General features: G+C 68.3%; 21 protein-coding genes. 9 read left to right on the top strand and 12 right to left on the bottom strand.

The features are described 5' to 3' along the window. Positions 1-48: 48 nt before the first annotated feature. Positions 49-870, bottom strand: a complete 822-nt coding sequence (locus AAF430_12085; protein ID MEM7410967.1) for a phytanoyl-CoA dioxygenase family protein — start codon at positions 868-870, stop codon at positions 49-51. A 15-nt stretch (positions 871-885) separates the two neighbouring features. After that, positions 886-1524, bottom strand: coding sequence for a hypothetical protein (locus AAF430_12080; GenBank protein ID MEM7410966.1), 639 nt, complete (start codon positions 1522-1524; stop codon positions 886-888). 196 nt (positions 1525-1720) lie between these two features. On the opposite strand from AAF430_12080, the gene rffA reads away from it, so the two are divergent. Then, positions 1721-2854, top strand: a complete 1134-nt coding sequence (gene rffA / locus AAF430_12075) for a dTDP-4-amino-4,6-dideoxygalactose transaminase (GenBank protein MEM7410965.1) — start codon at positions 1721-1723, stop codon at positions 2852-2854. On the opposite strand, the gene AAF430_12070 is transcribed toward rffA, so the two are convergent. Next, positions 2851-4881 (bottom strand): hypothetical protein, encoded by a 2031-nt coding sequence (locus AAF430_12070; protein MEM7410964.1) that lies wholly within the window; start codon positions 4879-4881, stop codon positions 2851-2853. The genes rffA and AAF430_12070 overlap by 4 nt on opposite strands. A 118-nt stretch (positions 4882-4999) precedes the next feature. On the opposite strand from AAF430_12070, the gene AAF430_12065 reads away from it, so the two are divergent. Then, complete coding sequence (locus AAF430_12065; GenBank protein MEM7410963.1) at positions 5000-5776, top strand: phytanoyl-CoA dioxygenase family protein; 777 nt, start codon at positions 5000-5002, stop codon at positions 5774-5776. Positions 5777-5802: 26 nt separating this feature from the next. On the opposite strand, the gene AAF430_12060 is transcribed toward AAF430_12065, so the two are convergent. From AAF430_12060 to AAF430_12045, 4 genes are read right to left on the bottom strand one after another with little or no spacing between them, the layout of a single operon-like run. Beyond that, positions 5803-6579, bottom strand: coding sequence for a methyltransferase domain-containing protein (locus AAF430_12060; GenBank protein ID MEM7410962.1), 777 nt, complete (start codon positions 6577-6579; stop codon positions 5803-5805). A 32-nt stretch (positions 6580-6611) separates the two neighbouring features. Continuing rightward, positions 6612-7316 carry a WbqC family protein gene (locus AAF430_12055; protein MEM7410961.1) on the bottom strand — a complete coding sequence of 235 codons (705 nt, stop codon included), beginning with the start codon at positions 7314-7316 and terminating at the stop codon, positions 6612-6614. Positions 7317-7320: 4 nt separating this feature from the next. Next, complete coding sequence (locus AAF430_12050) at positions 7321-8175, bottom strand: class I SAM-dependent methyltransferase (GenBank protein ID MEM7410960.1); 855 nt, start codon at positions 8173-8175, stop codon at positions 7321-7323. Then, entirely contained in the window at positions 8172-9149 is a 978-nt protein-coding gene (locus AAF430_12045) for a glycosyltransferase family 2 protein (protein ID MEM7410959.1), read from the bottom strand. Before AAF430_12045 ends, AAF430_12050 begins: the two co-directional genes overlap by 4 nt. A 276-nt stretch (positions 9150-9425) precedes the next feature. Here AAF430_12045 and AAF430_12040 point away from each other — a divergent pair, with 276 nt between their 5' ends. Further along, complete coding sequence (locus tag AAF430_12040) at positions 9426-10427, top strand: haloalkane dehalogenase (GenBank protein ID MEM7410958.1); 1002 nt, start codon at positions 9426-9428, stop codon at positions 10425-10427. A 177-nt stretch (positions 10428-10604) separates the two neighbouring features. On the opposite strand, the gene AAF430_12035 is transcribed toward AAF430_12040, so the two are convergent. Beyond that, a complete protein-coding gene (locus AAF430_12035; protein ID MEM7410957.1) occupies positions 10605-11381 on the bottom strand; it encodes an SDR family oxidoreductase in 777 nt (258 codons plus the stop codon). 95 nt (positions 11382-11476) lie between these two features. Here AAF430_12035 and AAF430_12030 point away from each other — a divergent pair, with 95 nt between their 5' ends. Further along, positions 11477-11956 carry a glutathione peroxidase gene (locus AAF430_12030; protein MEM7410956.1) on the top strand — a complete coding sequence of 160 codons (480 nt, stop codon included), beginning with the start codon at positions 11477-11479 and terminating at the stop codon, positions 11954-11956. Positions 11957-12015: 59 nt separating this feature from the next. Here AAF430_12030 and AAF430_12025 read toward each other — a convergent pair whose 3' ends face one another. Genes AAF430_12025 through AAF430_12015 form a run of 3 tightly spaced genes read right to left on the bottom strand, consistent with a single transcriptional unit; the run spans position 12016 to position 14896 of the window. After that, complete coding sequence (locus AAF430_12025; protein ID MEM7410955.1) at positions 12016-12474, bottom strand: nuclear transport factor 2 family protein; 459 nt, start codon at positions 12472-12474, stop codon at positions 12016-12018. Between the two features lie 38 nt (positions 12475-12512). Further along, entirely contained in the window at positions 12513-13169 is a 657-nt protein-coding gene (locus tag AAF430_12020) for a hypothetical protein (GenBank protein ID MEM7410954.1), read from the bottom strand. Beyond that, positions 13166-14896: a bifunctional diguanylate cyclase/phosphodiesterase gene (locus AAF430_12015; protein MEM7410953.1), complete on the bottom strand. Its 1731-nt coding sequence runs from the start codon at positions 14894-14896 to the stop codon at positions 13166-13168. The genes AAF430_12020 and AAF430_12015 overlap by 4 nt, the downstream gene beginning before the upstream one ends. A 115-nt stretch (positions 14897-15011) precedes the next feature. Between AAF430_12015 and AAF430_12010 the strand changes: the two genes are divergently transcribed. Continuing rightward, entirely contained in the window at positions 15012-15506 is a 495-nt protein-coding gene (locus AAF430_12010; protein MEM7410952.1) for a GreA/GreB family elongation factor, read from the top strand. Positions 15507-15521: 15 nt separating this feature from the next. Here the strand turns inward: AAF430_12010 and AAF430_12005 are convergent, their stop codons facing one another. Beyond that, complete coding sequence (locus AAF430_12005; protein ID MEM7410951.1) at positions 15522-18320, bottom strand: efflux RND transporter permease subunit; 2799 nt, start codon at positions 18318-18320, stop codon at positions 15522-15524. Positions 18321-18452: 132 nt separating this feature from the next. Between AAF430_12005 and AAF430_12000 the strand changes: the two genes are divergently transcribed. From AAF430_12000 to AAF430_11985, 4 genes are all read left to right on the top strand, one after another. Beyond that, on the top strand, positions 18453-19568 hold the full coding sequence (locus tag AAF430_12000) for a DUF6607 family protein (GenBank protein MEM7410950.1): 1116 nt from the start codon (positions 18453-18455) through the stop codon (positions 19566-19568). A 91-nt stretch (positions 19569-19659) separates the two neighbouring features. Further along, entirely contained in the window at positions 19660-20121 is a 462-nt protein-coding gene (locus AAF430_11995) for a VOC family protein (GenBank protein ID MEM7410949.1), read from the top strand. 243 nt (positions 20122-20364) lie between these two features. Beyond that, positions 20365-20862, top strand: a complete 498-nt coding sequence (locus AAF430_11990; protein MEM7410948.1) for a hypothetical protein — start codon at positions 20365-20367, stop codon at positions 20860-20862. Continuing rightward, complete coding sequence (locus AAF430_11985; GenBank protein ID MEM7410947.1) at positions 20859-21275, top strand: TM2 domain-containing protein; 417 nt, start codon at positions 20859-20861, stop codon at positions 21273-21275. Before AAF430_11990 ends, AAF430_11985 begins: the two co-directional genes overlap by 4 nt. The last annotated feature ends 4 nt before the right edge of the window (positions 21276-21279 follow it).

Below are 21279 nucleotides of genomic sequence, written 5' to 3'. Positions count from 1 at the left end.
ACCCGCCGTTGGACGAGAATCCCGCGGCGCGGGTCGGCCGGGCGGGCGTCAGCCCCCCGACTTGCGGGAGCGATCGTGACGGCGCTTCCGCCAGGCGTACACGCTCTCCGAGGGCTGGGCGTCGTAGCCGAGCAGAACGTTCAGCTGGGGATCGTCCGCGTACTTGCCCGCAAGCTGAGTGGGGAGGCTCACCTGCTGCTTGAACAGACCGCAGCAGTAGATGGTGTTGAGGCCCCGGCGAATGGCGCCGGAGCTGTTGAAGCCCGCCATGTGGATCGCCATCGAGTCCATGATCGTCACCGAGCCCGCCTTGGCGTTCGGCGTGACGGCGGTCTTCTCGATGAACTCCCAGGACGGCATGCGCTCGAGCCGGTGCGAATGGGGCACGATCTTGGTGCCCCCGGTCTCCTCGTTGAAGTCGTCGAGGCAGATCATCGCGCTGACGGACAGGGGCTTCGAGCTCGTATAGTCCTGGTAGAGCAGATCGCGGTGCCACACGGACTGACGGTTCTCGGTGTCCGGCGCGTTGATGATCCCGATCTGGAGCTGGATCAGGAAGTAGCGACCCAGGCTCGCCTGGATCACCTGGAGAATCCGCTCGTGCCGCGCCATGTCGACGAACCGATCGTCGTAGCAGAGGGGCGCGCGCACCTGGTTCTCTTCCTGAACGTCGGGCAGGGTGAACTCGGGCTCCACCTCCTCCTGCTGCTGGACGTAGATGGCGTCCAGGCGGGTACGGAGGTCGACCAAGTCGGGCTCGGGGATCACGTCCTCGATGACGGTGAAGCCGAGGACCGAGAGCTCCTCGAGGTGCCGATCGAGTTCGGAGCCGAGTTCGGTTTGCGGAAGTACGCCGTAGAAGTCGCTCATCTGGGTCCTGAGGGCTCAGACCAGCTCGATCGGTCGATCGAGGGTCCGCATGGGATTGCCGATCACGGAGGATCCGTCCTCGACGTCGCGGGTGACGGCCGTGCCCAACCCCACGATCACGTCGGATCCGACGTGCACATCATTCGATACGGTGGTTCCGGAGCCGATGAAGGTGCCCCCCCCCACGCTGACCTTGCCGCACAAGGTCACGCTGGCGCCGAACCAGCAGCACGCGCCGACCTCGCAATCGTGCGCGATCACGTCTCCATTCGCGATCCAGCTGCCGCGTCCGATCTTCGTCCCGCGATCGATGTCACAGCCGGGATAGATGAACGCCCCCGGCCCGAGTTCGACGGAGGAGTGCACCCAGGCGCTCTCGCTCACGAAGGGCGGCACCGCGCGCCCGAGATCGACGAGTCGGCCGATCAGATCGTTCTTGACCCGGAGATGCTTGTACCCGAGGCAGACGTAGAACGACAGATCCTTGAAGGCGTCGTCGGCGTGGTCCTGGAAGGCGAAGGCATTCTCGCCGCCGGCGTCGCGATAGACGTCGTCGAAGTAGGCGAAGTCCTCCTCGTGTACGCCCTCGTACTCCTGGAGGACCGTCTTCATGTAGTGGCCGAGATCGCCGAAGCCGACGATGCCCACCTTCATCGCGTCCACTCCCCCTCTTCGCGCAGGCCCCAGACGATGGCACAGGTGCGTCGAGCGGCGAGCGGCGTCCGCCCCGGTGAAACGGCCAGAGGGAGGACCACGCCGGATCCCCGAGGGGGCGAAATCCTCGCGGGGACGCCTCGGCCTCGGTCCTGGATCCGTCTATCCTCTGGCCACAGCCCTGGGGGGGGACGGCATGACCACGACGTACGAAGTTCCGTTCAACCAACCCACCTTCGACGGAAACGAGCTCGCCTACATCATGCGAGCCGTCGAGAAGGCGCACACGTCGGGGATGGGGCCGTTCACGCAGCAATGCGAGGCACTCCTCGAGGAGGCGCTCGGCGTGCCGCGGGTGCTCTTGACGCCCTCGTGCACCCACGCGCTCGAGATGTCCGCGCTGCTGCTCGGGCTCGACCCCGGAGACGAGGTCGTGGTGCCGTCCTTCACGTTCGTCTCGACGGCGACTGCGTTCGCCCGCGAGGGAGCGCGACCCGTCTTCTGTGACATCCGCCCGGACACGTTCAACCTCGACGAGGTGGCGCTCGAACGCCTGATCACGCCGAACACGAAGGCGATCGTCCCGGTCCACTACGCCGGCGTGGGCTGCGAGATGAACCGGATCCTCGAGCTCGCGAACGCCCATGACATCGCGGTGGTCGAAGACAACGCGCATGGCCTGTTCGGTCGCTACCACGGTCGCTACCTGGGAACGATCGGGACCTTCGGCACCCAGAGCTTCCACGAGACCAAGAACTTCTCGTGTGGCGAAGGCGGCGCGCTGATCGTGAACGACGAGCGCTTCGTGGACCGCGCCGAGATCATCCGCGATCGCGGCACCAACCGGAGCCAGTTCCTGCGCGGCGACGTCGGCAAGTACACCTGGGTCGACACCGGCTCGAGCTATCTGCTCTCGGACATCCTCGCGGGTGTGCTGCTCGCTCAGCTGGAGCGCCGCGACGTGATCCAGGAGCACCGCAAGCGGATCTGGCAGACCTATCACGCGAGCCTCGAGGGGTGGGCGAAGAGCACCGACGTGCAGCTCCCGATCGTGCCGCTGGACCACGAGCCCTCGTATCACAACTTCGCGCTGCTCTTGCCCACGCGAGAACGCCGTGACGCGTTGATCGAGCATCTGAAGGGCCGCGGCGTTCACGCGGTCTTCCACTACATCCCGCTGCACCTGTCGCCGGCCGGGCAATCGTGGGGCGGCGCGCCCGGCCAGTGCCCGGTGGCCGAAGACGTCAGCGAGCGCCTGGTCCGCCTGCCGTTCTTCGCGCACCTGGACGATCGACAGTCGACCGTGATCGACGCCGTGCTCGACTTCTAGTTCGGGGGCGGCGTCGGGGGCGAGGCCCCGGTCCGCACCCAGACCTGCCAGTCGTCGGCGTCCGGGTCGCGGCGATAGACCGCGCCCAGCTGGGTTTGCAGCCGCTGGACGAACTGCTGCTGCTGCGGTGGACCCGCGAAACGGGGATCGGCGTCGAACAGGATGCGCTCGGGCGCGAGCGCGAGGATCTCGGCGACGAGGCCGTCGAAGTCGCCGGGTGTCAGGGTGCCGTTGAACGCATCGCGCACCGTCAGCGGAGACTGGAGGCCCGACAGGCGCGGCAGCAGGTACACGCTGGCCGAGAGGGAGAGGAGCCGGTCGCCTTCCGCGGCGCGCAGGTATGCCGCGCGGCGCTCGAGTGACGACGCCGCCTCCGCGTCCAGCCAGACCCCCGAGACCCGACGTTCCTCGGGCTCGGCGACCGGGTCCTTCACGAGGCGCTTCACGGCGCGCCGGGCGTCGTCGACCGCCTGCCAGTTGAGCGCGATGGCCGCGGGAAGCACCAGGAAGGCGAGGATCGCCGTGCGCGCCGGCAACAGGACCCGCGCGGGACGCCCCCCGCGCAGCGCGAGCACCCGCGGATCCAGGAGATCGGCGAGCAGGAACCCGTAGAGGAAGAGCAGGGTCCACAGGTTCATCGCCCAGGGCCGGTTCACGTAGTAGGCGAACCAGATCAGCAGGGTCGTCGCGATGGCCACCCGGAAGCTCGCGTCGGGCCCGAGCGCTCCCGCCCGCCAGCGGATGGCGCCGCGGATGACGGTGAACGCCGCGTGGGCGAACAGCAGCAACGCCAACGGGTCGAAGGGAAGCGGACTCCCCGCGTAGCCCGACGCGACGTGCCCCATGTCGGCGAGCAGGGAGCGCGCCGTTTCGAGAGGCCAGTAGCCGAGCGACGCGCGGAAGAACCCGGCGAACACGCCCAGCCCGAGCCCGACGCCCACGAGGTAGCCGATGCCGTGCGCCACGAGCGGGCCGAGGCGAACGGGCGCGCGCGAAGCCAGGTAGACGCAGAAGCCCACGCTGGCCGCGATCCCGGTCTCGAGGTTCGACACGAGCAGGAGCGCCGACACGCCGCCGAGCCAGATCGCCACGCCCCATCCCGCATCCCGCCGTCGGACCGCGAGAAGCCCGAGCGCCGCCAGCGGGAAGCCGATGAACCGCCACGCGGTCTGGTTCGGAAACCAGACCAGCGTGTTGAAGTTCGACAGGGACGGCGCGATCAGCAGCAGGGGCAGCACGACGGCCAGCGGACGGCGCGGTCGCCAGATCGCGTAGGCGGCAGCGGCGAGCAACGCGAAGAGCCCCTGCATGAGCTGGACGACGCGCACCTCGCTCCCGAACTCGGGCGCACCCCCTGCGCGCGCGAAGATCGCGAAGAGCGTCGGCAGGAGGGCGCCGTAGTTGAAGCTGGCCGCCCCTTCCCCGAGCGCGAGCCGTCCCGCCGAGCCCATTACAGCCGAGTAGTGGGCCTCGATCGCGGGCACCACCGAGGCGAGGTGTCCCGAGAGATCGAGGGGAAGCGCGAGCCCCGGCAGGATCAGGAGCGCGACGTAGAGCGCCGTCACCCCCGAGAGCACGGTTCGGGTGCGGGCCGCCCCGAGCCAGGGGGCCGCACGGGAAAGGAGCTCGGTGAGCAGCACACCCACCCCGAGGCTGATCGCCGCGCGCTCGGAGAACTGTGCCAGCAGGCCCGCGAGTGCGACGCCCGCCACCCACTCACCGCGGCGAGACAGCCAGCGCACGCCGCGCGCGACCTGCGGCGCACGGTCGCTCCACGCGCGCATGCGCCCGCGGTCGGCGAGGAGCATCCCGCCCAGACCCAGGGCCGCGACGAGGACCAACGCGACGCGATGCGCCCGACTCTGGTTCGTCGCGTCGAACATCGCGTGCAGCTCGACGAGCTCGGGCGTGAAGCGCTCGTGGAGCGGCGGATTCCCGGAGGGGGCCCAGAGCATCGGCAGGGCCAACAGGATCGACGCGAACGCGGCCGCTGCGGAAAAGCTGGATCGCGTCAGCCCGAGTCGCATGCCTCTGGACTACTCTTCCCTTCCGCCTGCGCGGTCATGGTCCGGGGTGCTGCGCTGGCGGAGCAGTATACGCGAGCCCATCCGGCGAACAAATCCATCCACCGGGGTGAATCACCGCATGAAGAGCCGCGAGCAGTTCCTCGAAGAGGTCGACGCCAACGGCTACTGCGTGGTCGAGGACGTGTTGTCGAAACGCGAAGTCGAGGCGCTGCGATCGGCCCTCGAGAACGCGATCGAGAAGGAGGTCGAGTACCACCACGGCCGCGAGGACTACGTCGACTACGCGATGGTGATGCTCTGCTCGCTCTATGGCGGGCCCTTCATCGAGGTCTTCGACAACCCGGGACTGATCGAGCCCCTCGAGTGGGTGCTCGGCGAGGGCTGCATCGTCTACGCCTACACGTCGTCCTCGATGCCGCCGGGCGGCACGAACTTCTCGAACCGGATCCACGTCGACTGCCCGCGGATCATCCCGGGCTACGAGACCAACATGGGCGCGATGGTGCTGCTCGACGACTTCACCGAAGGCAACGGCGGCTCCTGGCTGCTGGCGGGTTCCCACCGCAGCGTCGAGCCGCCGGCGCAAGACGACTTCTACGCGCGCGCCGAACGGCTCATCGCCCCCGCCGGCTCGGTGAACTTCCTCCACCCGCGGCTCTGGCATGCGGGGGGCGACAACCAGACCGACCGCTGGCGTCACTCGGTCACGATGAACATGTGTCGGCCCTGGATGAAGCAGCGCATCGACATCCCGCGGGCGATGAGCCACATGGACCTGTCGGGCTACTCCGAGCAGGCGCGCCAGAAGCTCGGCTTCCTGGCTCAGGTGCCCGCGTCCTACGACGAGTACTACCTGCCGCCCGACCAGCGGAAGTTCCGACAGCCGGTCGAGTAGCGCTCGCGCGTGATCCTCGACGGCGGCTAGCGATCGAGGACGGCGATGCAGCTCGCGCCGAAGCGCATCCCCCGGTCTCCGAACCGGGCCCGCTCCCACGCCCCGCCCCGCTCGAAGATCCAGGCGCCGAGGCCGCTCGGCTCGAGCTGCTGGGTCGCGCTCTCGAGGATCTCGTCGGGCGTCCGGGTGAGTCCCAACCGGTAGGGGAGGCAGCGCAGCAGGAAGGTGAAGGGCGGCAGGTACGAGTGGAAGTACGCGTTGAGTCGCACCTGGAGCCCGGTCCGGTCGGCGAGGCGTTGGATCATCCCGCGGTCGTAGCGCCGGTGGTGCTGGCTGTAGTCGTCGACGTCGGACCACAGCCAGCCGTAGGCCGGCACCGTGATGTAGAAGCGCGTCCCCGGACCGGCCTGTTGCGCCAGATCGCGCAAGAAGCCCGCGTCGTCCTCGACGTGCTCGATCACGTCGAAGAGTCCGACGCCGCCGATCTTCTTCTCGTCGAAGGAGAAGTCGCGGTAGGCGGTGCTGTAGACAAGCTCCACTCCGCGCTCGCGGGCCCGAAGGCAGGCCTCGTAGCCGGGCTCCACGAGGAAGCAGTCCCGGTCGGCGAATGCGCGGCCCAACATCAGGGCGAGGTAGCCGCTGCCCCCGCCGACGTCGGCGAAGCCGCCCTCGAAGGGATGGCGCCGCGCCGTATCACAGATGATCGCGGCCCGATGGGTGTGCCACGGGCTGCGCTCCTCGTGCCAGAGATCCTCGGACAGCGTGTACTCGGGATAGTCGACGGTCTCCTGACCGTCACTCACCCAGACCCCGTTGCGGTCTCGGACCAGGGCGCTCAGCGCGCGTCCCTCCAGCCCCAGATCCGCTCGCCGATCTCGTCCAGCGCGACGTTCGCGATCATGTCGAGGATCGAAACCGCGTGGTCGAACTCGGGGTTCATCTGGCGGTAGGTCGGATAGCCCGCGTAGTCCTTGTAGGTGATCTGGATCCCCGCCGCCGCGAAGTCGGGCTCGACGGGCGTCAGGTAGTCGCGCGCCGCGGGCCCGGAGATGTACTCGGTCGCGCCGAGCTGCTTCAGGAGCCCGAGGAGCCGCCCTTCGCGCTTCCCCTCCAGCGCGTAGTCGGCCGAATCGACGAAGCGCGTCGCGATCCCCAGCATGTCGCTGACCCGCCCCAGAATGTGCCGGTCCACGTCGATCAGCCGATCCCACTCCCGCTCGTGATAGAACTCGTGAAGCAGCGGCTCGAGCTGCGCGAAGTGCGCCGCGCTCTTGTACCCGTAGTAGAGCGAGCGGAAGTGGCGCTCCTGCCAGCGCGCGTCCTCGATCCGCACCTCGCTGATCTTCTGCTGGACGGCCGACTTCGCGATCGGGATCGTGAGCCACTGACGTCCCGACTTGGTGAGGATGGCGTTGCGATTCCGCCAGTCGTTCTTCGTGTACTTGACCTCGTCGTAGTGGACGAAGAGGTCCGCATCGTGGATGAGATCGAAGTACCCCTTCCAGGGCACATAGTTCGACTGGAGGACGACGACCTTCATCGCGCTAGCGGGTGGCGACGAACCCGATGTACTTGTAGAGCACCCGTGAGAGCGGCTGCACCTGCTGCAGGACGGTCTCCATCACCTCGGCATGGCGCACCCGGTCTCCGGCATCGCGGCTCTCGTCGTTGATGAGCGCGCCCTGCCCGATGTACCAGTAGTAGAAGATGTCGACGCTCGAGAAGCCGGCCTTGCGCAGCTTCTCGCGCAGCTCCTCTTCCTTGAAGCCGCCCAGTACGTTCTTTCCGTACTCGGCCTGGTCGAAGGTGTCCTTGTCGACTCCCAGCGTCTCCTGGATGTCCTCGTCTTTGTGGGACACCGCCTCGATCTCGCGCTTGATGATCGGATCGTAGGGGCCGTCGCGGTCGAGCCCGTCGATCGCCTCCCAGAAGTAGTAGTTCGGATCGAGGTCGGCGTAGTACTTGCCGCCGGGGCGGAGCGCGTTGTACGCCGTCTCGAAGGTCGGCTGAACGTCGTAGAGGTGGTGCAGGAACGAGTAGGTCGTGACCACGTCGAAACTGCCCGGCTCCACCGGGTATGTGCCGGCGTCGTGGTTGTGAAGTGTGATCGACGCATCCCCGGAGAGATCGACTTCGTCGAGCATCGCCTGGGTGACGTCGACGCCGTGGATCTCCTTCGCGTACTTCTTGCCGATCCCGATCATGAAGCCCGTGCCGCACCCCAGATCCAGCATGCGCTTGGCGCCCGTCTCTTCGAAGATCCGCGCCAGGATGGCGTCGACCTTGGCGACGTTCTCAGGGCGAAAGTGGGGCTCGCAGGTGCTGTAGTCGGCCGCCGCGCGGCTGTGCAGCGCGATGTTCGCCTCGATGACCTGCTTGTACTTGGCGCTGTCGCTCATCGACTCTCCCGAACTGATCCGAAGTTGTAGGTATCGCGGACGATCCAGGCCGGGCGGTTCTGGACCTCCCGCAGGACGCGTCCGATGTAGAGGCTCGCCAGCCCGATGAACAGGATCTGGACGCCGCCGAGGAAGACGATCAGGGAGACCGTCGTCGTATAGCCCGGCTGAATCTCCAGGAAGAAGAGCTTCTGGAGGATCAGGAAGGCCGTCAACAGGAAGCCGACCGCCGCCACCAGCGTCCCCGTCACGACGGCGAACTTCAGCGGCAGATCCGAGAAGGACACGATCGCCGACAACGCGAAGAGCAGCCGGCGCCGGAACGTGTAGCTCGACGTCCCCTCCTCGCGCTCCTGATGGGTGATCGGCGTGTAGTCCTTCTTGAAGCCCATCCACATCTCGAGCCCGGGCAGGTAGCGGCTCTTCTCGGTGAGCTGGTCGTAGGCGTCGACGAACCGACGCGACATCACGCGCAGCGTCGAGATATTGAGCGGAGTGTCGTACCCGGTGAGCTTGTTGAGCACCTGGGTGAAGAGTCGCGAGGTCCAGCGGTTGATCGCGGGATCGTTCCGTTGGATGCGCAGGCCGTAGACGACGTCGGCGTCGCCGCTGCGAATCAGGTCGAGAAGCTTCGGGATCTGGCTCGGAGGATCCTGCTGATCGACGTTCAGCATCCCGACATAGTCCCCGGACGCGTGCTTGTACCCGCACGAGAGCGCCAGGTGCTGGCCGAAGTTGCGACTCAGATCGATCACCCGCACGAACGGGAAGTTGCCCGCCAGCTTGCGCAGCAGCTCGATCGAATCGTCGACGCTGCCGTCGTTCACGAAGATCAGCTCGACCTGGCCCTCGATCGCCTCGCAGGCCAGGTACTCCCGGAACACCCGCTCGAACTCGACGCAGAAGCGTTCCGCCAAGCGCCCGTCGTTGTAGATCGGGACCACGAACGAATAGGTGGCAGAGGAGTCCTTCACGCCCGTCCCCCCTCGTGGTGTGCTCACCGTGCGCGCTCGCACCGCTGGGCCGATGCGTCCAGGAAATTCACGGGTTTCGCGCGTTCCCGACGGCTGCCCGGACGCCGCCAATACAACCACACGCGGCGGGTGGGGCGCCAGACGAGGCCCGCTCCCGGACGCACTGCCCCCCAGGGGTTGGCGGAGCGGGCCCGACGGACCCGAGACTCGAGCGCCCGGGCCATTCACTTTTGACACGGTCCGTGTCAACATTCGCCCGCGCCCCAAGGAGACCCCATGAAGACCCTTCGGACCCCCGACGCCCGCTTCGAGAACCTGCCCGGCTACGCCTTCGCTCCGCACTACACCGAGGTCGACGACGGCGACGGCGGCACGCTCCGCATCCATCACGTCGACGAGGGCCCCGCGGACGGTCCGCTGGTGCTGTGCATGCACGGCCAGCCGACCTGGAGCTACCTCTATCGGCTGATGATTCCGCGGCTGATCGACGCGGGACTTCGGGTCGTGGCGCCGGACCTCGTCGGCTTCGGCCGGTCGGACAAGCCGGCAGCGCGCGAGGACTACAGCTACCAGCGCCAGGTCGACTGGATGACGCGTTGGCTCGTGCAGAACGATCTGCGCGATACGACCTTCGTCGGCCAGGACTGGGGCGGACTGATCGGGCTGCGCATGGTGGCCGAGAACCCGGAGCGCTTTGCGCGCGTCGTCATCGCGAACACCGGGATCCCGGTGCCCCAGAACGTGACCGAAGAACGCGTCGCCGCCGTCGAACGGTTCCGGCGCGAGGCGCCGACCCCGAGCCTCCCCGAAGTGATGGCGGCCATCGGCAAGGGCAACCCGGAGGCGCCGGAGGCCGCCTTTGCCTATTGGCAGAAATGGTGCTGGGACACCGAGGACATCCCGGTGTCCGCGCCGATCGTCGGGTCGCTCGACGGTCGCCAGGCCACGCCCGAGGAAATCGCCGCCTACGAAGCGCCGTTCCCGGATCCGTCGTACAAGATGGGCCCGCGGGCGATGCCGACCCAGGTCCCGACCCTGCCGAACGATCCCTCGGTACCGGCGAACCAGCGTGCCTGGGAGGTCTTCTCGAAGTGGGAGAAGCCGTTCCTGTGCTGCTTCTCCGACAACGATCCGGTCTCGCAGGGCGGCGAGCAGCCCTTCCTGTCACGGGTCCCGACGGCGAAGAACCAGCCGATCCAGGGGGGCGGTCACTTCCTGCAGGAAGGCCGCGCCGACGAGTTCGCCCAGCGCATCATCGACTTCGTCGCCGCCTCCTGAGGAAGCAGCGAGCGCTAGCAGGTTGCTGAAGAACCCTGGACCGAGCCACACGAGCGAGTTCCGGTTGCCTTCGAGGCGACGAAACGAAGCTGTAGTGTCGCTACAGCGAGTTTCGAGAACGAAGAAGGCGGCCGGAAGACGCCGCGTGGCGACGGGAATGGGTTTTTCAGCATCCTGCTAGTCCTGTCCCGTGATGCGCCGCATCAGGCGGTTCATGCCCCCGATCCAGCGGTCGTAGTCGGCGGTCTTCCGCCGCATGTACTCGATCACCTCGGCGTGGGGCAGGATCAGGAAGCGCTCGTCCCCCAGGCCCTCGATGACCGTGTCCGCGAGCTGTTCGGGCTCGATCATCCCGTCGTTCGCGGCGGCCGCCGTCGCGTCGTTGTCGTTCGCGGTCATCGGCGTGCGCACCGCCTGGGGGCAGAGCATCGACACGCGAATGCCCTGATGGGCATAGGTGAGCGCGAGCCACTCGCCGAAGCCCACCGCGGCATGCTTCGTCACCCCGTAGGCGGCACCGCCGATCTGGTTGAGCAGCCCGGCCGCCGACGAGGTGTTCATGAAGTAGCCGCCGCCGCGCTCGACCATCCGCGGCACCAGGTGACGCGCAGCGTAGACATGGGACATGACGTTGACGTCCCAGCTGCGCTGCCATTCCTCGTTGTCCGACGCGAGTTCGGGAGCGGCGCCGATGCCGGCGTTGGAGCAGAACAGATCGATCGGGCCGATCTCGTCCTCGGTACGCTCGATCACCCGCTGCACGTCGGCCTCGCGCGACACGTCTGCGCCCATCGAGACACAGCCGAAGGCCTCGGCCGTTCCCCGCGCGCCCACCTCGTTCAAGTCCACGGCGACGACCTGACGCGCCCCTTCCTGGACGAAGCGCGCAGCCAACGCCTTCCCGATGCCGCTGGCAGCCCCGGTCACCACGACGATCTTGTCCTTGAGTTCCACCGTTCTCCCTCGCGGGCATTCTAGCGGGCGGGGGTGCCCGGGTGCGCCCCCCTCGGGCGCAGGGATCGCGTATGCTGCGCCCGAGGAGGATCCGCATGGCAAGCCTGCACGATTTCCAGATGTCGTCCATCACGGGCGAAGACGTGGCGCTCTCGGACTACGCCGGCAAGGTGTGTCTGGTCGTCAACGTCGCGAGTCAGTGAGGACTCACGAACCAGTACGCAGGTCTGCGTACCCTTCACGAGACTCACAAGGGCCAGGGCTTCAGCGTTCTGGCGTTCCCCTGCAACCAGTTCGGCGCCCAGGAGCCCGGGAGCAACGAGGAAATCCTCGAGTTCGCGCGCTCGAAGTACGATGCGTCGTTTCCGATGTTCGCGAAGATCGAGGTCAACGGGCCAGGCGCCTCTGATCTCTACCAGTTCCTCAAAGCGGGAAACCCGGACGAGGAAGGCAACGAGGACATCGCCTGGAACTTCACCAAGTTCCTCGTCAACGGCGAAGGCCAGGTGGTGAAGCGCTACGCGCCGCCGGTCGCGCCCGAAGACATCGAGGCCGACGTCACCGGCCTGCTCTAGACCGCGTCCGGAGCGCGCGACACTGCGCGTTCCGGACGCGGCCCGGGGCCAGCGCCCGCTCAGCTCGGCGCGCCTTCCTCGAGGGGTCGGTCGGACGTAAAGACCACCCAGAGCCGGCGCTCGCTGAACACCCAACCGCTCTCGGCGCGCGCGAAGCGATCCTGATAGCGAATGTGCATCGTCCGATCGCGGTCGCGTCCATCGCGCGCGTAGATGTGGTGCGCGGTGCAATAGGTCTCACCCCGCGCGCGCCCCTCGCCGTCGGCCTCGAGGGTCTGATTTCCGACCAGGTGGAAGGTGGCCCGATAGGCCTCGATTCGCGGCATCGCAGCGAGGACTTCTGCATGGCCGCGCATCTCCGCGTCGGGCGCGACCTCGCTCGGATCCCCCGGGTGCACGGCGATCAGGGCGTCCGGGGCCAGCAGCGGCAAGAGCGCGGCGTAGACGCGTCGATCGACGGCTCGGGCGTAGTGCAGCGCGAGGTCGTAGCAGGCGCGTCGGTCCGAATCGGTCAGCACGCGAACCTCCGGGGCGAGGCATCGCGCGGCGCGGATGCCTACTCGATCGCCTCGAAGAGGTAGCGCGAGTTCGCGGTCTCCACCTCGATCGACTCTTCGGAACGCCAGCGCACGGACACGATGTCGCTGGTCACGCGGACGGCGCCGTCCTCGGTGGTGAAGCGCACCGGGGCCCCCACCGCGACGTCCGAGAGGAGTTCACCCACGCCGACGTCCTGCTGCGGCGTATCTCCACGCTGCACGCGAATCCGCACCTTGCCGAGGGCGCGCTCGCGTTCGCCCTCACGGGTGTCGAGTCGCACGTAGTCGGTCAAGCCGGCGCTGTCCTCGGCCGGAAACAGCGACTCGTCGGTCAAGCGTGCGCGGAGCTCTGCCACGAGATCGACGCCGGCGTCTCGATCCAGATGGCTCACGACGTAGACCGTCGCCTCGGTCACGACGGCCAGGTCCCGCTCCGAGAGGTAGACCAGCGAGCGCACGTCGCTCGTCTCGAGACCGCGCTGGCGACGAATCCGCAGCCGCAGCGGCTGTCCGACGGCCAGCGGGGAGGCGAGCGTTCCCGTGCCGATGGAGGTCAGCTGCTCCTCCCCGACGTCCCACTGAGAGACCACCAGTCGCGTGTCCGGACCGAAGAGCGGCTGAGAAGCCTCCTCGTTCAGGGCATCGACGTGTCGGGTGTCGTTGGGATCGCTCACAGCGCCTGCCTCCGCAGTCGATCCGCGAGCTTCTTCGCGGGCATCGGGTGGGCGATCGCGAATCCCTGGGCCTCGTCGCAACCGAGCTGGCCGAGCAGCGGAATCAGGACGTCCTCGGACACGCCTTCGGCCACCACGCGCAGGCCGACGCTGTGGGCCATCAAGACCATGGCGCGCACGACGCTGAGCTTGTCCTCATCGGCGGCCATCCCGCCCACCACCGAGCGATCGAGCTTCAGGGTGTCGAGCGGGAGCTCGAGCAGGGTCTGCAGCGAGGAGTAGCCGGTTCCGAAATCGTCGAGGGCCACATGGCAGCCCGCTGCCTGCAGCTCTTCGAGGATGCGGGTGGCCTCTTCGACGCGGCGCAGCGCGACGCTCTCGGTCACTTCGAACTCGATGCGCGCGGGGTCGACACCGCTGGCTTCGATGGCGTCCAGGAACTCGCGCGCGAGGTTCGGACGCTCGAACTGCCGGGACGACACGTTCAGCGATACGGTGAGGTTGTCCGCGCCCAGGATCCCCTCGGCGATGTCACCACACACCCGTTCGAGGACCCAGCCCCCGAGGTCGAAGATCTGGTCGGTCTCCTCGGCGATCGGGATGAACTCGCCGGGCGAAATGGGCCCGAGTTCCGCATGGGTCCAGCGGATCAGCGCCTCGGCTCCGCGGATGCGCATGCTGCGTAGATGCAGACGAGGCTGGTAGCAGAGCTGGAACTCACCGGCTTCGAGAGCGCGGGGCAGCCCTTCTTCGATCAGGGCGCGGCGCTCCGCCGCCTCGCCGACCTCTCCCTTGTACACGAAGGGCTGGCCGTCGCGGCAGCGACGCGCCCCCTGCATCGCCAGGTCGGCGCTGTGCACCAGCTCCTGGGGCGTGGTGCCGTGGATCGGCGAGGAGGCGATCCCGACGCTCGCGCGCACCCGCAGCTCGACCCCGTCCACCTCGAAGGGGGTGTCGAAGCAATGGGCCACCTCGTCGGCCACCCGCTGGGCTGCCGGCAACTCGATGTCGGGGACCGCGATCGTGAACTCGTCGCCATTCAGGCGTCCGAGCACCGGACGGTTCGTATCCGTCGTGATCGCGGGAATCTCGGGCGAGGAGCGCACGGCGGCGCGCAGCCGGTTCCCGATCTCCTGGAGCAGCAGGTCGCCATTCCAGGGTCCGTAGCGATCGTTGACGCGTTTGAACGCGTCGACGTCGATCAACAGAAGCGCCACGTGGCGATCGTCGGAGCAGAGGTTGCCCAGCTCCTCGATGAAATGATGCCGGGTGGCGAGCCCGGTCAGCGCGTCGAACCATCCGACGCGGCGGAGCTGCTCGAGTTCGGGACCACCGGGCGTGATGCCGGTGGTCTGCAGCCGACGCAGGCGGGCCGCAACCCAGTCCCAGGCGACGGGAAGACGCTCGAAGTCGAGGCTCGTCTGGAACTCGACACCGCCGTGGGGCGGCTCGTGGCGGTCGGGAACCAGGATCAGTGTCGGAGGGAGCGTTCCGAAGTTGGCGCGCAGCGCGCGGAGCCGTTTCTCCCAGGATTCCTCGGCGCGGCGATGGTCGAGCACGAGCAAGGTGGGCGGCCGCGACACCCGCGACACGTCGTCGGGATCGATCGGCGTGACGCCGAAGCCCGCGTGAGAAAGCGCCTCGGCGCATTCCTGCACGAGCTCCATGTCTCCCGAGATGAGTCCCACCTCGGTCGGCAGCTGTGCGTCCCTGGAAGAAGCGTGCACCGCGAACGTATCGGCCTCGGGCCAGGGAGAGCTGAGGCGAGAGTCGCGGACGCCCCGGGAGGGTTCCGCTGGGACCATAGGGATCCGATCTCGCGCGACGCCTATGCTCCGCGAAATGCCGCAGCTTCCGGACAAAGAGCGGACCCTCGCCGCCGTACGGGCCGCGATCGACGCCCGACTCGCCGAGCTCGCCGCTTCCCAACAGGCCAGCCAGGCCGGCGCGACCCACAGCGAGACCCGCCAGGAGAATCCGAAGGACACCCGGGCGATCGAGGCGGGCTACCTCGCGCGCGGGTTGGCCGAGCGCGTCGAGGCGCTCCGCGAGGCCCAGGCCACCCTGGCCGGCCTCCGACTCGAGCCCTTCGACGCGGGCGATGGGATGGGCGTGAACCAGCTGGCCGCCCTCGAGGCGGACGACGGCGACGAACGACTCGTGTTCCTGCTGCCGGCGGGCGGCGGCATCGAGGTGAACGTCGACGACGAGACCGTGTCGGTGCTGACGCCCCAGGCGCCGCTCGGTCGCGCGCTGCTCGGTTGCGCGCCCGGGGAAGAGGTCGACGTCAAGACGCCGCGGGCCGCCCACCACTACCGCGTGATCGCGATCGCCTAGCCCACGCCCCCGGGTTCAGGGCGTCGGCGGTGGCGACGAAGCGGCTTCCCGGGTCTCGGTGGCCGATCCCACGCGACCGGTCAGCGACACCAGGCGCATCGCGAGCACCTCGCTGAGCCGCCCGTTCAGGATCGCGGCGATCCGCGGATAGCGTCGACTCAGCCGATCCAGGTCTTCTCGGGTCAGCCGCAGGAGTCGCCCGTCGGTCATGGCCACGACGTCCGCCGAGCGCCGCCCCAGCACCAGTCCGACTTCGCCGATCAGGTCGCCGCGGCGCATCGTGCGCAGCACGGTCCGCGTCGGACCGCTCCCGACGCTCGCCTCCAGTTCGCCGTCGATCACCACGAACATCTCGTCGCCCAGCGTCCCGTCGGCCACGACACAGTCGCCGGCACGGAAGGGCCGGAAGGAGGCCATCAGCGCCGCGATGCGTGCCTGCCGCTCGGTCAGTCCCTTGAAGACCGGAATCGAACGCTGGGGCGCCTCACCGAGATCGAGGCGCAGCACGTCCCAGAGCGTGACCACCCGGAGGCGTCCGGCGATCGCCGGCGTCAGCGTGATGTCGATGACCCAGGCGATCGCGAGGGTCGCCGCCGAGAGCAATCCGAACTCGAACTGATTGGCGTTGCCACTCGCGAGCAAGCACAGGAATCCCAGACACAGGGCGATCGTCGTGTAGGTGATCGGTCGCCCCACGGCGACCACGGCCTCGAGGACGCCGCGACGCTCGTCGGCCATCCGCTTCGCCGCTTCGTTGAAGTGGGCCATCAGGTGGATCGTGTCGTCGACCACGATCCCGAGCACCAGACAGGCCACGAGCCCGGTCGTGACGTTGAGCGAGACACCGGAGAGTCCCAGGAGACCGAAGTAGACCAGCACCGGGAGCGCGTTGGGAATCAACGCCACGAGCCCGATGCGGAACGACGTGAACAGGAACGAGAGGATCAGGTAGATGATCACGAACGCGGTGCCGAGGCTGCGCAGCTGGCCGACGGCGATCTCGTCGAGGGTCTGGGCCACGAGCACCGTGTTGCCGGTGACCTGGCCCGCGAGTGAGCCCGGCAGTTCGTCGAGGCGGGTCTGGATGCGATGCACCAGCGGCACCAACGCGCTCGAATCGATCGCCGAGGTGCGCACTTCGAGGTTCGCGACGCTGTAGTCCGGCACCACGAAGCGCTGGAGCTCCTCGTTCTCGCCGAGGATCAACAGCTGGCTCACCGCTTCGGCCGAATCCGGGATCCGGAAGGCGGCTTCGCCGTCGACGCCGCGGTGAATGGTCTTCACGTAGTCGGCCAGCGACGTGACGCCGCCGATCTCGGGTTGCTCGAGGAGCCAGCTCGTCAGGTCGTCGACGGCCCGGAGCGACACCGGGTCCTTGAACGCGTCGGGCTCGCGGGCCTCGAGCACGACGCGGAACCCGTTGGCGCCCTGGAGGTGCTGGTTGAAGGCTTCGAAGTCGATGCGGCTGGGATTCGAGCCGGACAGGCTGCTGACCAGACTCGTCCCGACCTCGATCCGCGTAGTCGCGATCAGGGCGGCGGCGGCCAACACCGCGGCGGACAGGAGCACCGTCGAGCGCCGCCGCAGGTCGAACTGGGCGACGCGCGACAGCCAGCGGTCGAAGCGATCGGGCTCGGTTTGGGAAGGAGTGACCGCCCCGGACGACACCGGCAGCAGCCGCAGCAGGGCGGGGACCAGCGTGAGCGCGAAGAGCGTCGTGAGCCCCACACCGAGCGCGTTGTAGAACCCGAACTGCTGGACCGCGTGGAGCGAACTCGTCGTGAGCGTCAGGAACCCGGCGGCGGTGGTCACGCCCGTGAAGAACACGGGGATCGCCGTTTCGCGCAGGGCTCCGTGCACCAGCGCCCGCGAGTCGCCCTCCCCGGCGCGCCGCGCCTTTTCGTAGGCCGCCAGCAGATGCACCGCATAGGCGAAGCCCACCACCACGAGGATCGAGGGCACGGCCGAGGTCACCTGGTTGAGCGAGCCCGAAATCTCGGCCATGCACGCCATCGTCGCGGTGACCGCGACCCCGACGGTCAGCATCGGGATCGCCACCCCACGCCAGCTCCGGAACGCCACGAAAGCCGCCAGGGCCATCACGACGTAGGCGATCGGGAGGACGCCCTGGATGTCGCGGCGCAGGAGGCGCGCGATCTCGGCCTGGATGTGGGGTGCCCCGGTGATCCACACCTCGGCGTCCCCCGCAGCCGCCTCCGCGAGGGCGCGGATCCGCTCGTCGAAGCGGGAGGTGATCAGCGCTTCCTCGGAAACATCCAGGAGCTGGGCCGCGACGACGGCCACGCGCCCGTCGCGCGAGATCAGGTTGCCCGCATAGATCGGATCGGCGAGGGCACGTTCGCGCAGGTCGGCGAGCTCCGCGGGCGTCTCGGGCACGTCTTCGAAGAACGGTCCGACGCGCAGCGCCCCGTTCTCGCCGCGGATGTGAACGGCCGTCGAGAGACTCGAGACGTAGAGCACCTCGGGCTCGGACTCGATCGCCTCGGAGAGCTCCTCCAGCCGGGCGAGCCGCTCACGGGTGAAGGCGTCGTCGCTGGACAGCCCGATCAACACGACGTCGCCGCTGTCGAAGAGGGCCTGGATCCGCTCGAGGTACTGCCGGCCCGGATCGTCCTCGGGCAAGAGGCCATCGACCGAGGGATCGAGCCGCAGGCGCGGCTCGCCACTGCGCAGGTCGACGAGCGCGAGCAGACTCAGCGCGAAGAGCAGCGCCACGCTGACCACGACCCAGCGCGGATGCTCCAGCAAGAGCTTCTCGAGCGGGTCGATCAGGCGTTCGCGCAGGTCGGACATGGGCCGGAGGCAGGGTACGGCGCCCGCGCAGTGGTCGCCCGGGGCGCGTCACCGCGCGGCTGGTGGGACCACCCCCCAGTGCTGCATCCGCGCCCGCGAGGGCCGGTTATGGTTCGGGGCGAGGTCATGCCCATGAATCCCGTCTCCCGCATCGTCCTGCTCGGCTGCGCGCTGCTGGCCAGCGCCTGCGCCCACATGAACGAACCGCCGTCGCGTCCGTATCTGTTTGGCTGGGGGTTCGTCTCACCCGAGGTCCTGCCCCCGCGTGGGGGCACCACCCAGGGGCCCGCCGTCGAGCTCGACCCCGAGCCGCCGCAGGCGTGGCGCGCGCTCCAGGCCGACTCCCTCGATCTGCCGGAGCGGGACCGGGCCGCGATCCTGGCCATGGCCGGCGACTACCGGGCCAGCTTCGACTTCCTCGAGACGGTCCGCTTCGACGGCGCGACCGAGCCCGCGACGCCGTACCGATCCTGGGGCACCGAACGCATCTACGTGGTGGAATCCGGTCCGCATTTCGTGCGGCTCCAGCACATCCTCGTGATGGTGGTCGAGGGCGATGACGGGGAGCTCCTCGGTCCCTTCGTCCAGAAGCACTGGCGGCAGGATTGGCGCTACGAACCCGAGCGCGCGCTGCGGTACCAGGGCCTCCAGCGCTGGCGGCTCGAGCGCGTCAACGCGGGCGAAGCCCGCGGGCGCTGGAGCCAGACCGTCTACCAGGTCGACGACTCGCCGCGCTACGCCACCCTCGGCAGCTGGGAGCACGGCCCCCAGGCCTCGGTATGGACCAGCGAAGATGGCTGGCGTCCGCTGCCCCGCCGCGAGAGCAGCGTCCGCGACGACTACCACGTGCTCGAGGGGCGCCACCGCCTGACCGTCATGCCGAGCGGCTGGGTGCACGAACAGGACAACCGCAAACGCGTCCTCGACACGGAGAGCGGGCGCCCCCTCGCCGATCGCGCCCGCGAGATCGGCGTCAACCGCTACCAGCGGATCCGGGGCTTCGACTTCAGCGCCGGCGACGCCTACTGGGAAGCCACGGGACGGTTCTGGAGCGAGGTGCGCGCCGCCTGGGACGCCCGCGTCGGGACGGGACGCCCGCTCCAGGTGGCGAAACGCTGCGAGGACGAACCCGCGTTCCTGCCGTTCTTCCGCGCCGCGGATCGTGTGGTGAACGACGGGCCGGCGCCGCGCGCCGAGCAGCGGGCGGAGATCGAGCGCATCCTCGACTGCCTGGTCACGCCCGGCTGACCAGGCCCCCACCGACGGCAGCCTTCGCGGTATGCTCCCGCTCCCCAAGCCACCGGGCGGCCCGACGGTCGCTCGTGCAAGGAGAGCAGCGATGATTCTGGGAGTGCACCACCCCGCGCTGGCCGTCCCCGACATGGACAAGGCGCTCGATTTCTACTGCGGCGTGATGGGTTTCGAACAGGTGATGGAGGCGAACATTCCCTCCGGCGTCGCGCCGATGGACGAGGCCTTCGGAATCGAGGACGCCGGCTGCAAGGTGCGCATGGTCCGCAAGGGCAACTCCTGCATCGAACTCTTCGAGTTCAACAGCCCCGAGGACGGCGTCGCGAACCGACCGGTGAACCGGACCGGGCTCACTCATTTCGCGGTCTGCACCGACGACTTCCAGACCGACTACGACTACCTGGTCTCGAAGGGTGTGACGTTCAACACACCTCCCTTCGGCGCTTCGCCCGCCCGCTTCGCCTACGGACGCGACCCGTTCGGAAACGTCTTCGAGCTGCTCGAGCACGTGCCCGGCTCGGGTGCCAGCACGCTGAGCTTCGACGAGTAGAGGGCATCGCATCGACCCCGACCGAGACAGGGGCCCGAATTCGGCCCGAGGTCGAGGCGCGAAACCGCAGGCATAGCGACGCTACGGCGAGGTTTCGCAACGAAGAGATCGGAGCGAAGGCGGGTGCCTGGCGACCGAGGGGTCGATGAGATGCCCTCTCGTCGCCGCGGGGCGCGCGTTGGCCGGCCACGGCCCGCGTGGTAGTTTGCCGGGCCGCTTTTCGCGCGGGTACGGTGAGGCCTCGTGAATCCCTCGGACACGCTCCTGACGACCGCCGAGATCGCCGTCGCGGTGCTCGGCTTTGCGGGCATCGTCGCGGTGTTGCAATCGCGCGCGGCTCCGATGGCCGAGTTGCGCCTGCGCGTGATGGTCGAGGCCGGCGGTACCACGATCGCCTTCTCGCTGCTCCCCGTCGGCCTGTTGGCGTTCGAGATCGCCGAGGAGAGTGTCTGGTCGATCGCTAGCGCGGGCCTCGGCCTGGCAACGCTGGCCCTGCTGGCCCGCACCTTCACCCGTCAGCGTCAGCTCTTCGGCTCGATCTTCCTGCGTGAGACGATCGTGTTCGACGTGGGTTTCTGGGTGAGTGCCCTGCTGGCGGCGATCGCCCTCGCCCTGAATGCCTTCAGCGTCGGCTACCCGGCCAGCTTCGGGGTCTTCTACGCCGGGCTCACCCTGGTGCTGACCTCGGCGGTGATCACCTTCGTGCGGATCGTGTACCTGGTGGTCGAGGGCAGCCGATGAGTTCCGAGGCCGCTGCCCGCGGCGACACCCACCGCAAGAGCATCGGCTACCTGCTCTGGCTCTTCGGCTTCCTCGGGTCCCATCGCTTCTACTACGGCAAGCCCTACACCGGCACCCTCTGGTTCTGCACGCTGGGCCTGTTGGGAATCGGCTGGCTGATCGACCTGTTCCTGATCCCCTCGATGGACCGCGACGCCGACGAACGCTTCGTCACCGGAGAGATCGACTACAGCCTCGCCTGGGGGCTGCTCACCTTCCTCGGCGTGGTCGGCATCCACCGCTTCTACCTCGGGAAGCTCTGGACCGGGATCCTCTACCTCGTGAGCGGGGGTATCGTCGGCGTGGGCGTGCTCTACGACTTCTGGACGCTGAACGACCAGATCGCCGCCGTGAATCGCCCGGAAACCCGCTGACGCG

The sequence above is a fragment of the Myxococcota bacterium genome, assembly GCA_039030075.1.
Lineage (GTDB): Bacteria > Myxococcota_A > UBA9160 > UBA9160 > SMWR01 > JAHEJV01.
The sequence above is the reverse complement of the archived record's forward strand: the minus strand, read 5'-3'. Positions and strand labels throughout refer to the sequence as shown.

Coding starts and splice junctions, on each gene's coding strand:
- AAF430_12085 (MEM7410967.1), bottom strand. CDS start 870: ATGAGCGACTTCTACGGCGTACTTCCGCAAACCGAACTCGGCTCCGAA.
- AAF430_12080 (MEM7410966.1), bottom strand. CDS start 1,524: ATGAAGGTGGGCATCGTCGGCTTCGGCGATCTCGGCCACTACATGAAG.
- rffA (MEM7410965.1), top strand. CDS start 1,721: ATGACCACGACGTACGAAGTTCCGTTCAACCAACCCACCTTCGACGGA.
- AAF430_12070 (MEM7410964.1), bottom strand. CDS start 4,881: ATGCGACTCGGGCTGACGCGATCCAGCTTTTCCGCAGCGGCCGCGTTC.
- AAF430_12065 (MEM7410963.1), top strand. CDS start 5,000: ATGAAGAGCCGCGAGCAGTTCCTCGAAGAGGTCGACGCCAACGGCTAC.
- AAF430_12055 (MEM7410961.1), bottom strand. CDS start 7,316: ATGAAGGTCGTCGTCCTCCAGTCGAACTATGTGCCCTGGAAGGGGTAC.
- AAF430_12050 (MEM7410960.1), bottom strand. CDS start 8,175: ATGAGCGACAGCGCCAAGTACAAGCAGGTCATCGAGGCGAACATCGCG.
- AAF430_12040 (MEM7410958.1), top strand. CDS start 9,426: ATGAAGACCCTTCGGACCCCCGACGCCCGCTTCGAGAACCTGCCCGGC.
- AAF430_12010 (MEM7410952.1), top strand. CDS start 15,012: ATGCCGCAGCTTCCGGACAAAGAGCGGACCCTCGCCGCCGTACGGGCC.
- AAF430_12005 (MEM7410951.1), bottom strand. CDS start 18,320: ATGTCCGACCTGCGCGAACGCCTGATCGACCCGCTCGAGAAGCTCTTG.
- AAF430_12000 (MEM7410950.1), top strand. CDS start 18,453: ATGAATCCCGTCTCCCGCATCGTCCTGCTCGGCTGCGCGCTGCTGGCC.
- AAF430_11995 (MEM7410949.1), top strand. CDS start 19,660: ATGATTCTGGGAGTGCACCACCCCGCGCTGGCCGTCCCCGACATGGAC.
- AAF430_11985 (MEM7410947.1), top strand. CDS start 20,859: ATGAGTTCCGAGGCCGCTGCCCGCGGCGACACCCACCGCAAGAGCATC.